This is a genomic window from Streptomyces thermocarboxydus (assembly GCF_024760485.1).
Classification (GTDB): domain Bacteria; phylum Actinomycetota; class Actinomycetes; order Streptomycetales; family Streptomycetaceae; genus Streptomyces; species Streptomyces cellulosae.
The window spans coordinates 7046439-7059319 of sequence record NZ_CP058273.1; the positions used below are offsets into that span (position 1 = coordinate 7046439).

At 71.6% G+C, this 12881-nt stretch carries 12 protein-coding genes and 1 pseudogene; 3 read left to right on the forward strand and 10 right to left on the reverse strand.

The features are described from left to right. Nucleotides 1–231: hypothetical protein (locus AY578_RS32245; protein WP_258906769.1), on the reverse strand; the 231-nt coding region annotated here is incomplete at its 3' end. 140 nt (nucleotides 232–371) lie between these two features. Here AY578_RS32245 and AY578_RS32250 point away from each other — a divergent pair. Beyond that, nucleotides 372–689, forward strand: a pseudogene (locus AY578_RS32250) (DUF6891 domain-containing protein); the annotation flags it as partial. A gap of 103 nt (nucleotides 690–792) precedes the next feature. Here AY578_RS32250 and AY578_RS32255 read toward each other — a convergent pair. Next, complete coding sequence (locus AY578_RS32255) at nucleotides 793–2034, reverse strand: MFS transporter (RefSeq protein ID WP_026243643.1); 1242 nt, start codon at nucleotides 2032–2034, stop codon at nucleotides 793–795. Nucleotides 2035–2367: 333 nt separating this feature from the next. Here AY578_RS32255 and AY578_RS32260 point away from each other — a divergent pair, with 333 nt between their 5' ends. Next, nucleotides 2368–3165, forward strand: a complete 798-nt coding sequence (locus AY578_RS32260) for a carbon-nitrogen family hydrolase (RefSeq protein ID WP_026243642.1) — start codon at nucleotides 2368–2370, stop codon at nucleotides 3163–3165. A gap of 18 nt (nucleotides 3166–3183) precedes the next feature. Here AY578_RS32260 and AY578_RS32265 read toward each other — a convergent pair whose 3' ends face one another. The 6 genes from AY578_RS32265 to AY578_RS32290 are packed head-to-tail and all read right to left on the reverse strand — an operon-like array spanning nucleotide 3184 to nucleotide 9130. Further along, nucleotides 3184–4026, reverse strand: a complete 843-nt coding sequence (locus AY578_RS32265) for a class II fructose-bisphosphate aldolase (protein ID WP_019523595.1) — start codon at nucleotides 4024–4026, stop codon at nucleotides 3184–3186. After that, nucleotides 4007–4942 (reverse strand): 1-phosphofructokinase family hexose kinase, encoded by a 936-nt coding sequence (locus AY578_RS32270; protein ID WP_028960410.1) that lies wholly within the window; start codon nucleotides 4940–4942, stop codon nucleotides 4007–4009. The genes AY578_RS32265 and AY578_RS32270 overlap by 20 nt, the downstream gene beginning before the upstream one ends. 39 nt (nucleotides 4943–4981) lie before the next feature. Next, nucleotides 4982–5932 carry an SIS domain-containing protein gene (locus AY578_RS32275; RefSeq protein WP_028960411.1) on the reverse strand — a complete coding sequence of 317 codons (951 nt, stop codon included), beginning with the start codon at nucleotides 5930–5932 and terminating at the stop codon, nucleotides 4982–4984. 56 nt (nucleotides 5933–5988) lie between these two features. After that, complete coding sequence (locus AY578_RS32280) at nucleotides 5989–6891, reverse strand: carbohydrate ABC transporter permease (RefSeq protein WP_019523592.1); 903 nt, start codon at nucleotides 6889–6891, stop codon at nucleotides 5989–5991. Beyond that, nucleotides 6891–7826, reverse strand: a complete 936-nt coding sequence (locus AY578_RS32285; protein ID WP_258906773.1) for a carbohydrate ABC transporter permease — start codon at nucleotides 7824–7826, stop codon at nucleotides 6891–6893. Before AY578_RS32285 ends, AY578_RS32280 begins: the two co-directional genes overlap by 1 nt. Nucleotides 7827–7861: 35 nt before the next feature. Further along, nucleotides 7862–9130 (reverse strand): extracellular solute-binding protein, encoded by a 1269-nt coding sequence (locus tag AY578_RS32290; protein ID WP_442480570.1) that lies wholly within the window; start codon nucleotides 9128–9130, stop codon nucleotides 7862–7864. A 290-nt stretch (nucleotides 9131–9420) separates the two neighbouring features. On the opposite strand from AY578_RS32290, the gene AY578_RS32295 reads away from it, so the two are divergent. Further along, on the forward strand, nucleotides 9421–10233 hold the full coding sequence (locus AY578_RS32295) for a DeoR/GlpR family DNA-binding transcription regulator (RefSeq protein WP_258906775.1): 813 nt from the start codon (nucleotides 9421–9423) through the stop codon (nucleotides 10231–10233). 14 nt (nucleotides 10234–10247) lie between these two features. On the opposite strand, the gene AY578_RS32300 is transcribed toward AY578_RS32295, so the two are convergent. After that, on the reverse strand, nucleotides 10248–11210 hold the full coding sequence (locus AY578_RS32300) for a beta-sandwich domain-containing protein (protein ID WP_258906777.1): 963 nt from the start codon (nucleotides 11208–11210) through the stop codon (nucleotides 10248–10250). A gap of 109 nt (nucleotides 11211–11319) precedes the next feature. Further along, nucleotides 11320–12777 carry a Gfo/Idh/MocA family protein gene (locus AY578_RS32305; RefSeq protein ID WP_161231491.1) on the reverse strand — a complete coding sequence of 486 codons (1458 nt, stop codon included), beginning with the start codon at nucleotides 12775–12777 and terminating at the stop codon, nucleotides 11320–11322. Between the last annotated feature and the right edge of the window lie 104 nt (nucleotides 12778–12881).

Sequence of the window (12881 nt, forward strand, 5' to 3'; positions counted from 1 at the left end):
CGTGGCGGGCCCACCAGCCGGCGGGGGTGGGTCACCGCCCACCGTGTGCCGACGCCGGGCCGCGGACTCGCCGCGCCCGCTCCCGGCCCCGCCGACACCGTGCGAGCGGCGGGCGCCCGGCGGGGTGTGCCGGCCGGTCCAGGAGCGTGACATCCCCCGGATCACCGACCAGATGACCAGGGAGGCGATCGTCAGGACGAATCCGAAAGCAAGCACAAGCACCACGGCCATGGCAGTCCCCCGTTCCGCCGATGCCGTTCATCGGCTGCTCGCACCATGCCCGGCCGCAGGGGCACCCGAAGCGCTTCTTGAGCAAGTCCAGAGGTAGTGCGCAGGACGTCGTTGTCAGACCGGTGTGCCAGAGTCTGCGCATGCTCGAGATCACGGTGAGGACTGAGGACGGGGAGAGGCACGTCGGTGTGTCCGCCGAGGAACTGGCCGGGCTGGTCCGGCGTATCGGGGGTGAGGGCGACCACTTCCTGGTGATCGAACGGATCCCGGACGAGACGCACGTCTTCGCCCAGGTGTGGCACGCGACCGGGGACGACTACACGGTCGAACACCGCGACGGCGCCGCCAAGAGGCACTTCGGGGCGAGGACGGAGGAGCTGGACACCGTGATCGCCGCGGTCACCGGCTGGGCGCGTAAGGAGCAGGGGTGGGACAGCGCTCTGGACTGGTCCCGCCTGCGTGTGTGACGCGTACGGAGTGCGCCGTCCTCGCTCCGGACGCGGCTGAGAAGCAGTGCGCCCCCGTCAGCCACCGGCTGACGGGGGCGGGACGAACAGTCGCTCAGGCGGTCGGGTCCTGGGCGCAGGCCGTCGTCGGCCTGTCCTGCCCCGCCGCTTCCGTACCGGCGCCCGTCGACGACAGCACGACCTTGGAGGCGCGCCGGTCCCGGTCCAGGTAGCCGCCCGTCGCCGCGAGGGCGAGGCCGACGACCGCCAGGGCGGCGCCGACCAGCGTGGGCGAGGACCAGCCCCAGCCGGCCGCGATGACCAGGCCACCGAGCCACGCGCCGCCCGCGTTGGCCAGGTTGAAGGCGGAGTGGTTGGACGCGGCCGCCATCGTCGGGGCCTCGTGCGCCTTGGCCATCAGCAGCATCTGCACCGGCGTGGTGATCAGCGAGCTCAGACCGCCCGTGATCGTGATGACGATCAGCGCGGGCACCAGATGCCCGATGACGAAGTGCAGCGTCACCAGCGCCGTCGCGAGCAGCGCGAAACCGCCGTACAGGGTCGGCCGCAGCGCCCGGTCGGTCAGCGGGCCCGCGACGAGCGTGCCCAGTGTCATGCCGACGCCGAACAGCGCGAGCACCAGGGTCGTGGACCCGTCCGAGATCCCCGTCAGGTTGGTCAGCATCGGCACCAGGTAGCTGTACATGGCGAAGAAGCCGCCGAACCCGATGACCGCCGTGACCAGACCCAGCAGCACCTGCTTGTTCTTCATCGCGCGCAGCTCGTGCATCACACCGGCCTGCTCACCGCGCGGCTGGTGCGGGACGAGCCGTACCAGCGCCGCCAGGGCGAGCACACCGATGACCGCCACCGCCGCGTACGCGAACCGCCAGCCCAGCTGCTGCCCGAGCGCGGTCCCGGCCGGGACGCCGACGATGTTGGCGACCGTCAGACCGAGGAACATCATCGACACCGCACGGGCCGCCCGGTCCGGTGCGACCAGCTTGGAGGCGACCACCGCGCCGACGCCGAACAGCGCCCCGTGCGGAAGCCCCGCCAGGACACGCGCCGCGAACAGCAGCTCGAAGTTCGGCGCGAGCGCCGAGGCCACGTTCCCGACGACGAACACGCCCGTCAGCATCAGCAGCAGCCGCTTGTGCGGCACCCGCGCGCCGATCGCCGTCAGCAGCGGCGCGCCGACCACCACGCCCAGCGCGTAGGCGGAGACAACGTTGCCCGCGGCCGGCACGGACACCGCCAGCCCGTCGGCGATCTGGGGGAGCAGCCCCATGGAGACGAACTCGGTCGTGCCGATGCCGAACGCGACGACGGCCAGGGCGAACAAAGCCAAGGGCATGGCGAGGGGAAACCTTCCGCTCAGGAGCCGGGTGAGGGCGCCCACCGCTCCGCGCACCACGGCACCGGACGGCGTCCGGCGGCAGCGGTGTGCCTGGGTCGGTGGGGGCGGTCCGGCGCCGGTCCTCGTCGTCCGGGCGTGGTTGCCGCGTGCACCAGCCTGCCAGATCCCCCTACGGGTGAGGAAACCGGGCGGCACAACCACCCGGTACGGGACCGGTACGGCCACCCCGTACGCCCCGCGACCGCCGTCGCCGTCCCGCTGCCCGGCGCCTACGCTCGAAGAGAGGTGGGGGTACGCGGCACCGGGGGCACGATCCCGGAGGTGACACCCGTGCGTGTCTCACTGATCCAGCCGGTCGTGGAGGCGTCGGAGCCCGCGGCCGCACGCCGGCGACGGCTGGCCGAGCAGGTCCGCGGCCGCTCCGGCGACGACCTGGTCGTCCTCCCCGAACTCTGGACCGCCGGCGCCTGGGCGTACGACCGCTTCGCCCAGGACGCCGAGCCGCTGGACGGCCCCACCGCCCGGACCATGTCGGCGGCCGCCCGCCACGCCGGGACCTGGCTGCACGCCGGCTCCATCGTCGAGCGGGACACCGACGGCACCCTCTACAACACCGCGCTCCTCTTCGACCGCTCCGGCGAACTGCGCGGCCACTACCGCAAGATCCACCGGTACGGCTTCGACACCGGCGAGGCGACCCTGATGGGCGGCGGCCGTGACATCGTGACCGTCCCGGCAGACTTCGGCGTCGTCGGCCTCGCCATCTGCTACGACCTCCGCTTCCCGGAACTCTTCCGGGGCCTGGTCGACGCCGGCGCCGAACTGATCGTCGTCCCCGCCGCGTGGCCCGCCGCCCGCCTGTCCCACTGGCAGCTCCTCACCCGCACCCGCGCGCTGGAGGAGCAGGTCTTCCTGCTCGCGTGCTGCGCCACGGGCGAGCACGGCGGCATGGAGCAGGGCGGGCACAGCACGGTGGTCGACCCCTGGGGCACCGTGCTCGCCGAGGCGGACCGCGACGAGCGGGTGGTGACGGCGGACGTCGACATGGGGGACGTCGCCCGGATCCGCTCGGCCCTGCCCGTGCTGCGCGACCGCGTCCTCGGCCTCGCAGCGACCACAGGCCGCTGAGACACCCCCCGGCAGGGCTCAGTCCCGCCCGCCCCGCAGCACCCCCAGCAGATGCGCCACCGCCTCCGCCACGGCATCCCGCGCCGGACCCAGATACGTGCGCGGATCCACCGCCGACGGGTGCGCCTCCAGGTAGGTCCGCGCGGCCCGCGTGAACTGCTTGTTCAGGTGCGTGGAGACGTTCACCTTGGTCATCCCGGCCGCCACCGCCCGCGCCAGCTCCGCGTCCGCCACGCCCGACGAGCCGTGCAGCACCAGCGGCACGTCCACCGCGTCACGCAGCGCCGAGATGAGGGCGAAGTCCAGCACGGCGTCCCGGGTGGTCATGGCGTGCGAGCTGCCCACCGCCACGGCCAGCGCGTCGACCCCGGTGGCGGCGACGAAGTCCCGTGCCTCCGCCGGATCCGTCCGCACCCCGGGCGCGTGCGCCCCGTCCTTCCCGCCCACCTCGCCCAGCTCCGCCTCCACCCATACGTCCCGGGAGTGGCAGTACGCGGCGACCTCCCGGGTCTCACGCAGGTTCTCCTTGTAAGGGAGCGTGGAGGCGTCGAACATCACGGACGAGAAGCCGAGCCGTACGGCCTCGTGCACGAGGTCCACGGACTCCGCGTGGTCGAGGTGCACGGCGACCGGTACCAGCGCGGCGCGGGCGACGGCGAGGGCCGCCAGACCGACCGGCTCGAGGCCGCCGTGGTAGCGGGCGGTGTTCTCGCTGATCTGCAGGATCACGGGCCGGCCCGCGGCCTCCGCTCCGGCGACGATCGCCTCGGCGTGCTCGAGCTGCACCACGTTGAACGCCCCCACGCCGACGCCGGCACGGGCGGCGGGGCCGACGATCTCGTCAGTGGGGCTGAGGGGCATGGAGGTCCTCCACGGTCACGGTGGTACGGAAACGTTCGTGGACGGCGGCGTCGACGTCACCGGCCACGGGGCAGGTGACGGCGGCGGCCGAGAGGGCGACGGCCTCGCGCAGGACGTCGCTCCAGTCCGCGCCGTCGGCGAGCCCCGCCGCGAGGGCGGCGACACAGGCGTCGCCGGCCCCGGTGGGATTGCCGGCCAGCCGCTCGGGCGGTACGGCACGCCGACGGCCGTCCGGGGTGACGGAAAGGAGTCCGCCGGGGCCGGAGGACACCACGACGGACCGGGCGCCGAGGGCACGCAGCCGCTCCGCGCCCGCCCCGGCGTCCTCGCACCCGGTGACCGCGGCGAGTTCGGCCGCGTTGGGCTTGACGACGTCGGGCCGGGCGCCCAGCGCGTCGAGCAGCGGGGCGCCGCTGGTGTCCAGCACGGTCGGCACCCCCATCTCCGAGGCGATGCCGATGAGTTGGGCGTACGCGTCGGACGGCAGCCCCGGCGGCGGACTCCCGCAGAGCGCGACCACCGACGCCTCGCGCACCAACTCCGTGAAGCAGTCGGCGAACGCCCGCCACTCCGCCGAACTCACCTGCGGTCCTTGCTCGTTGAACACCGTGGCGTCCCCGTCGTCCCCGGACACGACGGTCACGGTCTGCCGCGACTCACCGGCGACCGGGACGAGTGCGTCACGCAGACCGGGTACGCCGTGCAGGTCCTCGCGTATCAGCGCGCCCGTGGGTCCGCCCACGAGCCCGGTCACGGTGACGGTCCGCCCCCGCCCGGCCAGCACCCGGGCCACGTTGACGCCCTTGCCCCCCGCCCGCCGATGGACGGCCCCGACCCGGTGCGAGGTACGCGGGCGCAGGCTGTCGACGCCGTACGTGACGTCGAGGGCGGTGTTCAGAGTGACGGTGAGGATCACGGCCGCCGCCCCTGAACCCCGCAACCGGAGTCGGTGACCTCAGACATGACCGTCCTGGAGGACGACGGACCGCGTGAGGTTGCGGGGCCGGTCCGGGTCGTAGCCGCGCGCCTGCGCGCAGGCCACGGCGAGCCGCTGGGCGCGGATCAGGTCGGCCAGCGGGTCGAGACCGCCGGCGGTGCCGGTGGAGTCCGCGACCAGGGTGCCGCCGACCCGGTCGACGTCACCGGCCAGCCCCTCCGGAAGCCGCCCGAACGCCCACGTCACGCGCCCCGGCCCGGTGATGCTGATCGGGCCGTGCCGGTACTCCATCGCCGGGTACGCCTCCGTCCAGGCGCCCGCCGCTTCCCGCATCTTCAGCGCCGCCTCCAGCGCCAGCCCGCACGTCCAGCCCGTGCCGAGGAACGTGAACTGTTCCGCGCCCACCACGGCCGCGTCCAGCAGCTCGGTCACCGCCCGCTCGGCGTCCTTGACCGCCGCGTCCAGCGGCAGGACACCGGCGGGCAGAGCGTCCTCCGCCTCCAAATGGGCGCGGAGAAGTGCCAGGTTGGCGGTGGCGAAGCGGGTCTGGACGACCGACTCCTCGTCCGCGAAGTCCAGGACGGCGACGGCGTCGGCCACCTGCATGACGGGGGTGTCCGGGTCGGCGGTGACGGCGCCCGTCGGCACGGTCCCCTTCAGCCGGCGCAGCAGGTCGAGCACCTCGGTGGTGGTGCCCGACCGGGTGATGGCGAGCACCCGGTCGTAGCGCCGGCCGGCGGGGAACTCCGAGGCGGCGAAGGCGTCGGTCTCCCCGTGGCCGCCGGTCTCGCGCAGCACGGCGTACGACTGGGCCATGAACCATGAGGTGCCGCAGCCGACGACGGCGACGCGCTCGCCCCGCCTCGGCAGGGCCGCCGTCTGACGCGGCAGGGACGCGGCGGCCTGGCGCCACACAGCGGGCTGGGAGGCGATCTCGGCCGAGGTGCGGGACGAACTGATGGCGGTCAAGGCGATGTGCTCCTTCAGGAACGGGGGGAGGGGGGGGGTACGGCGCGGCCGGCCGGTCACTTCACCGAGCCGGCGGTCAGCCCGGACACCACATGGCGTTCGATGAAGGCGAAGAGCACCACGACGGGCACGATCGCGATCACCGACGCGGCGAACAGGTAGTTCCACTGCACGGTGTAGTTGCCGATGAAGCTGTTGATGCCGACCGTCAGAGGCTGGCTCTCCGGGACGGTGGACAGGGTCAGTCCCATGACGAACTCGTTCCACGCGGCGATGAAGGTGAAGATGACCGCGGTGACGACACCGGGCATGGCCAGCGGCAGCGTCACCCGGAGCAGCGCGCCGCCCCGGCCGAGCCCGTCGATCATCGCTGCCTCCTCCAACTGCACCGGAATGGCGGAGAAATAGGCGGTGAGGATCCAGATCGCGAATGCCAGGTTGAACGCGGCGTTGCACAGCACCAGGGTCCACACCGAGTTGAGCATGCCCAGTTGGTAGAACTCGCGGTAGAGGCCCACCAGCAGCGACGTCGGCTGGAACATCTGGGTGACCAGCACCAGCAGCAGGAACACCTTGCGCCCGCGGTACTTGACGCGGGCCGTGTAGTAGGCGGCCGGGATCGCGACGAGCAGCACCAGCAGGGTGGAGCCGCCGGCCACGAGGAGCGTGACGCGCAGGTTGCTGCCGAGGTTCGACTCCCGCCACACGTCGACGAAGTTGGACCAGGCGAACTGGTCCGGCAGATAGGTGGCGTCGCGCAGCTCGGAGGCCGGGCGCAGCGCGGTGATCACCATCTGCAGGTACGGCAGCAGGAACACGGCGGCGATCAGCCAGGCGACGGCGGCCACGACCACCGTGCGGGGCCGCAGCGCGCGCCGGGGACGGACCGCGCGGTTACTGCCGCCCGTAGAGGCGGACTTGGGGGTGTCGACGGGGGCGGGGATCGTCTGCTGGGCCATCACGCCTCCTCCTGGTTCCAGCGGCTGACCTTGAGGAAGGCCGCCACCATCACGACGACCAGGGCGAAGTTGACGACCGACATGGCCGCGGACTCCCCGATGTCGGAGCTCTTGAGCTGGTACATGAACACCGTGGTGGTCGCCGTGTCGCTGTCCGGGCCGCCCCGGGTCATGCCCCAGATCACGGGGAACGAGTTGAAGACGTTGATCAGGTTGATGACCACGCCGACCAGGAACGCCGGCCGCAGCAGCGGCAGGGTGATCCGGCGGTACGTCTGCCACACCCCGGCCCCGTCCACCCGCGCCGCCTCGTACACCTCGCCGGGCACGGTCTGCAGCCCGGCGAGCAGCGTGTACGTGGTGAACGGCAGGGAGACGAAGACCGCGACGAACATCATCCAGGGCCAGGCGGTCGACGGGTCGCCCAGCCAGTCCTCGGGGGAGTCGACGATGCCGAGGTCGGTCATCAGCGTGTTCAGCACGCCGGCGGTCCGGTCGAGCATCCACTTGAAGCCGATGGCGGTCATCAGCACGGACGCCGCCCACGGGGCGATGAGCGCCCACCGGGTCAGCCGGCGCCCCGGGAACCGCTGGTTGAACAGCTGGGCGAGGCCCAGGGACAGCACCATCGTCAGCGCGACCACGCCGACGGTCCACACCACGGTGGCGGTGACGACGGAGCCGAGGTCCGGCTCGTCGAACAGCTGGCGGTACTTGTCCAGGCCCGCCCAGCCCCGGACGAAGCCGCTGACGCTGATCTTCAGGAACGAGGTGCGGACCATCTCGTAGACCGGCCACAGCACGACGACCACGATGAGCAGGACGGCTGGTCCGATCCAGGGGAGCGGCCCCAGCCGGCCGAGGCCGGAGCGGCGGGTGCCGCTCCGGCCCGAGCGGGGCGGCCTGCGGCCGCCGGAGGTGACATTGCTGGACACGGGGAGCGCCTTCCGTGTGTCGGTGCCGTGCGGAACTACTGGTTCGCCGCGATCTGTTCGGCCTTCTTCTGCAGATCGCCGAGCACCTTGGCCGGGTCCTCCCCGACGGCCGTGCCGCCGCTCTTCTTGATCTCCGCGGAGACGGCGTCCCAGCTGGTGTCGCCCAGCGGGTAGAAGGACGCCTTCGGCAGCAGCTCGAAGAACGGCTCGAGGTCCTTGTGCCTGCCGTTGGAGGTCATCTCCTGCAGCGTGTCCTCGGTGACGGGCATCAGGTTGTACATCTCGTCGAACTTCAGCGTGTTCTCCTTCGAGTACGCGAAGTCGAGGAACTTCCTGATCTCCTCCTGGTGACCGCTGTCCTTGAACGCCATCACCCAGTCGGCCACGCCGAGCGTGGAGTCGAGTGCGCCGTCCTTGCCGGGGATGGGCGCCACGCCGTAGTCGACACCGCCGTCCTTGGACATCTGGATCAGCGACGGGTGACCGTTGAGCATGCCCACCTTGCCCGCGGCGAAGTCGGCGAACGCCGTCTTGCGGTCGGTGGCGGCCGGGTTGCTGTAGGTCAGTCCCGGCTCGACGAGATGGGCGCGCAGCCACTGGAATGTCTCGACGTTGGCCTTGCTGTCGAGCGTGTACGCGCCGTCCTCGCCGGTGTAGCCGCCGCCGTTGCCGAGCTCCCAGATCAGCGTCTCGCCCTGCGCCTCCTCGGGACCGAGCGGCAGCGCGTACGGGACGACGTCCGGGTTCTTCTTCTTGAGCGCCTCGGCGGCCGCCTCGATGTCCGCCCAGCTCTTCGGCGGCTCGGTGACGCCGGCGTCGGCGAGGAGCTTCTTGTTGTAGAACAGGGCGCGGGCGGAGGAGACGAAGGGGATGCCGTACTGCACGCCGTCGACCTCGCCGGCCTCGGCGAACGTGTCGACCAGGTTGTGCAGGGTGGCCGGGGACAGCACGTCCTCGGCCTTGTGGAGGAGGTCGTCGGCGACCTTGTCGGCGTAGCCGCCGGTCTGCAGGACGTCCGGCACGTTGCCGCTCTGGATCATCGTCTTGACCTGTGCGTCGATGTCGTTCCAGTTGACGACCTGCACATCGACCTTGATGTCCGGGTTGGCGGCCTCGAAGCGCTTCGCCACGTCCTCCCAGTAGACGGTGGAGCTGTTGGACGCCTTGTCGCCGTAGTCGGCCGCGACGAGCTTCAGGGTCACGGAACCGTCCGCGGACTCCCCGGCGCCACCGCCGCCGCACGCGGACAGGACCAGGGCGCCGGCCGCGCAGGCCGCCGAGAGGACGAGCATTCTCTTCTTCACTGCCGTCTACCGCCTTGTCTCCACAAGAAGTGCGTGAACATGCTCAGTCGATGAGCCGTACGAGCAGTAATGAGCATCTGTCGTGCCGGGAAGTATTCAGGCGAACCGCAGGTCAGGTCCATATGCCGTTATCCGACCGTTGCCAAAATCGGGCACTTCGACTGCTCTTATGTGCGCAGCGTGACAAAGTTCCGAGCAGAATCACGCACGGTGCTTCCGTGGGGCACCGCAGCCCGGCGCGTCCCTTACCGTGTCCGGAGCGCAGTACCGAGGCCGAGGGAGTCCGACACATGTCCAAGCACGATCGCTGGAGCAAGCTGCTGGAACTGCTGGCCGGCGAGGGCAGGATCGAGGTCGAGGACGCGGCCGCCGCACTCGACGTCTCCCCGGCCACCATCCGACGCGACCTCGACGAGCTCGCCGATCAGCAGATGCTGGTCCGCACCCGCGGCGGCGCCATCGCGCACGGCGTCTCCTACGAACTGCCCCTGCGCTACAAGTCCTCCCGGCACGCCCCCGAGAAACAGCGCATCGCCACCGCCGTCGCCGGGATGATCGCCGACGGCGACGTGGTGGGCCTCAACGGCGGCACCACCACCACCGAGGTCGCCCGCGCCCTCGCCCTCAGGGCGGGCGGCAGCCGCGAGGGGCGGGGGCGCCGCGAGCCCGCCGAGACGTCGGCGCCCGCCTTCACGGTCGTCACCAACGCCCTCAACATCGCCGGCGAGCTGGCGGTACGCCCCCAGGTGAAGATCGTGGTCACCGGCGGCGTCGCCCGCCCCCAGACGTACGAACTCGTCGGACCGCTCACCGTGGGCGTCCTCAACGAGGTCGTCCTCGACGTCGCGGTCCTCGGCGTCGACGGCGTGGACCCGCAGCTGGGGCTGATGACCCACCAGGAGGACGAGGCCAGTGTCAGCCGCCTCTTCGCCGAACGGGCGCGCCGCGTCATCGTGGTCACCGACTCCTCCAAGATGGGCCGGCGCGCCTTCGCCCGGATCTGCGGCCTGGACCGCGTCGACGTGCTGGTGACCGACTCCGGCCTGCCCGCCGACACGGCCGCCCGCCTCACCGACGCTGGCATCAAGGTCCACGCCGTCTGACGTGCCCCCGTGCCCTACGGAGCGACGGCCATGGCGAAGACGTGGACGTTCCCGTTGGACGGCAGCACCACGAACGCCACCTGCTTCGACGCGTCCAACGGCACCGAGTGGGCGAAGATCCGGTACGCGATCCCCGCGTTGCCGTACCCGTCCGGCCGGTTACGGCCGTCGGCGGACGCCACCAGCGTGGCGCCGTGCCGGTCGGCCGGGTCGAACGACCAGTTGGGGAAGCCGAACTGGCCGCGGCTGCTCGTGCCGTCCGTGTAGTGCACGATGGCCGTGCCGGTGGCCGCGCTGCCGACGCCCGACCCGAGGAACACGAGCCGGCTTCCCTGCCCGCTCAGCGTGATCGCCTGACCGGCGGACGAGACGTTGCCCGGGGTGCCCGGCTGCGCCTCGGGCCAGGTGAGGTCGGCGCCCAGGGCGCGCACGGTGGCTCCCGGTGTCAGCCCGACGTCGGCCAGCTTCTGCGCGGAGAAACTGTTGCCGTCCCCGTCGTAGTCGCCGGGCTCGGTGTCGTTCTCGTCGGTGACGCCGACGTTGTTGTAGGCGGCGGCGAGATCGGGCAGCGGACTGCCGACGACCTCGCTACGGGTCCCGGTCGCCGAACCGGCCCCGTCACCGCCGCTGTACGTCGCCGTGGCGGTGAACGTCCGCACCACGAACCCGGGCCGCTTCTCCGGCACCCGGATGCGGAACTCGGCCCGGGCGGAGTCGCCCACGCCGAGCGAACCGGACACGGAGGCCACGGACGGCTGCACCGCCCAGCCGACGGGCCCGGCGAACGTCATCTTCAGCGACCGCATCCGCTGCGGCCCGGCGTTCTTCACACTCACGGTCACGGTCGAGATCGCCGGCCCGTCCAGGTCGACGGGCGACACCGACACCTCGGTCCGCGTGGCCGGCGGGTCCGCAGGGGGCTCGGCGGCGGAGGCGGCGGGCGCGGCGACGAGCGCCAGCGAGGCCGCCACGGCCACGGCCCTCACCGCACTCAACGGCCTGAGGGATCTGAAGGATCTGACGGGTCTGAGCCATCGGGAAGCGTGCATACGTCCTGCTCCTTCGGTCGGTGGTCCACAACGCCGCTCAGGCGACGGGAGGCATGGCCGACTCACGCGAGTCCAGACCCATGCGGAGGTTGACCCAGGAACCGCGCGTGAAGTCCGGGTACGCCACCGGACGGCCGCCCGCGGCAAGGGACTTGACGCTCAGCGGCACCGGCGCGCACCAGGCGGCGGAGTCGTACACGTCGATGTCCGGCACCAGACCGGACCGCATCAGCTGCACGGTGCGCCACTGCAGCACGTAGTCCATGCCGCCGTGGCCGCCGTTGTTCGCCGCGTCGTCGCCGATCTTCTTCCACAGCCAGTGGTCGAACTCCTTGCGGTAGGAGTCGAAGTCGCGCCAGGAGTGCCCGCTGTGGTCCGGCTCGACGTAGATCCGGCCCCCGGTCGCCGACGTGCCCGCGTAGTCCTCGAAGATCCCGCGGCTGCCCGCCAGACTGTTGATCCTGCTGTACGGCCGGGGCGAACTCACGTCGTGCTCCGCCCGGACGACCCGCCCTTGAGCCGTGTCGATCAGACAGGTGACGAGGTCGCCGTTGATGTAGGTCTCCTTCCACGAGGGATGGGACCGGTCGATGAAACGCTCCCGGTAGTCCGCGAGCCCCTTCGGCTCGGTGGCCGTCGCCCGCAGCACGGTCATCCGGTCGCCGCGGTTGATGTCCATCGCGGCGGCGATCGGCGCGAGCCCGTGCATCGGGTAGAACGACGCGGTGCTGCGGGTGTGCCACATCCGCCGCCAGGCGTCGGTGTAGTACGTGTCGGAGAACAGCAGTTCCCGCAGATCGTGCAGATAGCCGCCGTGGCCGTTGGTGACGTCGCCGAACAGCCCGTCGTGCGCCATCTTCAGCATGGCCAGCTCGTTGCGGCCGTAGGAGCAGTTCTCCGACAGCATCAGGTGGCGGCGGGTGCGCTCGGAGGTGTCGACGAGGTCCCACAGCTCGTCCAGCTCGGTGGCGATGGGCAGTTCGACGATGGCGTGCTTGCCGGCCTCCAGGGCGGCCTTGCCCTGCCGGTGGTGGAACTCCCAGGGCGTGGCGATGTACACGAGGTCGATGTCGTCCCGCTTCAGCATCTGCGCGTAGGCGTCCGCGGAGCCGCCGTACTCGGCGGGACGCGGCTTGCCCAGGGCGACGAGCCGGTTCGCCACGGAGGTCGCGCGGTTGGCGCGGATGTCGCAGACGGCGGTCACCCGGCACCCGGGGACGGCGGCCCAGCCCTCGGCCATCCCGGACCCGCGGTTGCCGAGACCGATCATGCCGACGCGGACGGTCCCGTGGACGTCGAACGGCACGTCGATCATCGAGCGCTGACCGCGCCGGCGCGGGGGAGTGGGTGTCGGCAGCGGCGCGTCACCGCCGGCGGCCGCGACAGCCCCGGAGGCCGGAGCGGCGTGCGCCGTGCCGACACCGGCGGCAGCCGCACCGGTGGCCAGCGCACCTCCCAGGAGCAATCGGCGGGAGACAGGGGGGAGTTCGGGCATGAGTGAACGCTCCTTCGATCGGACGACCGGGCATCACTGGCGGCACCGACTCTGGCGGGAGCGACATAGGCATGTCAATAGATGCTCGAAGAGTCGCCACTTCG

Bases quoted from the DNA above. Each gene is read 5' to 3' on its own strand.
- AY578_RS32255 (WP_026243643.1), bottom strand. From the start codon at position 2,034: ATGCCCTTGGCTTTGTTCGCCCTGGCCGTCGTCGCGTTCGGCATCGGC.
- AY578_RS32265 (WP_019523595.1), bottom strand. From the start codon at position 4,026: ATGCCCCTCAGCCCCACTGACGAGATCGTCGGCCCCGCCGCCCGTGCC.
- AY578_RS32280 (WP_019523592.1), bottom strand. From the start codon at position 6,891: ATGGCCCAGCAGACGATCCCCGCCCCCGTCGACACCCCCAAGTCCGCC.
- AY578_RS32295 (WP_258906775.1), top strand. From the start codon at position 9,421: ATGTCCAAGCACGATCGCTGGAGCAAGCTGCTGGAACTGCTGGCCGGC.
- AY578_RS32305 (WP_161231491.1), bottom strand. From the start codon at position 12,777: ATGCCCGAACTCCCCCCTGTCTCCCGCCGATTGCTCCTGGGAGGTGCG.